Here is a 1,463-nt window from a genome sequence, read left to right on the forward strand (position 1 = left end):
TGGGCGGATTCAACCGGTCGTCGCAACACCCTCGATCATATCTGTTTTGAGCAACTGGTCGAGAGCCTCTGCAGGCGTGCGCCATTCCAGCGTCTTGCGGGGCCTGGTATTCAAAGCATGCGCTACAGCGCTGAGTTCATCGGCCTCATGCCGGCTAAGATCGGTGCCTTTTGGAAAGTACTGACGCAGCAGTCCGTTGGTGTTTTCGTTGCTTCCGCGCTGCCAAGGGCTTTGAGGGTCGCAGAAGTAGATTTCGAGGCCAGTCTCGAAGCGGAGTTGTGCATGCTGCGCCATCTCCGCACCCTGGTCCCAAGTCAAGGATCGGCGCAGGTGAGCTGGTAGTTCCATGATGGTCCCGGCGATGGCGTCGCGGACCGCTTCGGCACCATGCCCGGCAAGAGCCGGGCCGTTTTTGACAGACTTGTCTCTCCCGTGGCGTTCCATGCGCGGCAGGTGCAGGAGCATTGTGAACCGTGTCGTACGTTCGACCAGCGTGCCAATCGCTGAGCTGCCGAGACCGAGAATGAGATCACCCTCCCAGTGGCCAGGCACTGCTCTGTCACCGACCTCTGCCGGCCGATCACTGATCATTAGCGCGTCAGCTATGAATGACTTGCCACGGCTACGAGCTCGTTCGCGGGGCAAACGCAGCGCTCTCCCGGAGCGCAGACAGGCCGATACCTCCCGCTTCAGGGCGCCCCGGCCCTGAATGTAAAGCGCCTGATAAATGGCTTCGTGGCTGATGCGCATGGTCGAAGTCTCGGGGAAGTCCAGCTGCAGACGCCGCGCAATCTGTTCCGGGCTCCAGGCTGTGGACCAGCGTCGACTTTGCCGATGAACGGCCCGTCGTCCTTTCCATACCACGACGGGACCATCGAAGGCGATGCCGTCCGGCGTGGCAATGAAGCCGGCGAGCCGGTCCTGTACGTAGTCACGAAGGGCAGGATTGGTTGCCAGCTTTCCCACCTTGGGCCGTCGTGCTGCTCGATCAGCATGCCACTGCGCTGTAATAGCCCGATAGTCGAAGTCTCCACCGCGCGTAGCCGAGTTGCGCCTTAGCTCGCGGGAGATTGTGCTGGGCGACCGCCCCAGCTTGCGCGCGATCGCACGCACTCCAGTTCCCCGAGCGCATTCCAAAGCTATTTCCTCGCGTTCCTGGAACGTCAGATTTCGGCTCGTGAGTGGCGCCACCGCGGGCGAAAGATGTGTGGGAGGCATTCCGCCTGAACTCCGAAACCACCGGATACCTACGGGGCCGGAGACGCCGGCTTCGGTGGCGGCTTCTTCACTGGAAAGGCCTGCTGCCACTCCTCGCCAGAACCGGCACAGGTTCTCACGCTGCCACACCGGTGGTCGACCTGGCGAGGACAATTTATGCCGCGTAGAGCGTTCCGATTTCCGTCTTCCTGTAGCCATAAACACCTCCTGGTATGAGGGTGTTGCGACGACCGGTTGAATCCGCC

The 1,463-nt window shown here is 61.4% G+C and carries 1 protein-coding gene; it reads right to left on the reverse strand.

Annotated features, from left to right (window positions below):
- Nucleotides 1-9 precede the first annotated feature (9 nt).
- The gene (locus tag NKI17_RS36790; RefSeq protein WP_352907940.1) at nucleotides 10-1,416 is read right to left on the reverse strand and encodes an IS30 family transposase; all 1,407 of its coding nucleotides are present in this window, start codon (nucleotides 1,414-1,416) and stop codon (nucleotides 10-12) included.
- Nucleotides 1,417-1,463 lie beyond the last annotated feature (47 nt).

Source organism: Mesorhizobium sp. M0816 (assembly GCF_040320005.1).
Classification (GTDB): domain Bacteria; phylum Pseudomonadota; class Alphaproteobacteria; order Rhizobiales; family Rhizobiaceae; genus Mesorhizobium.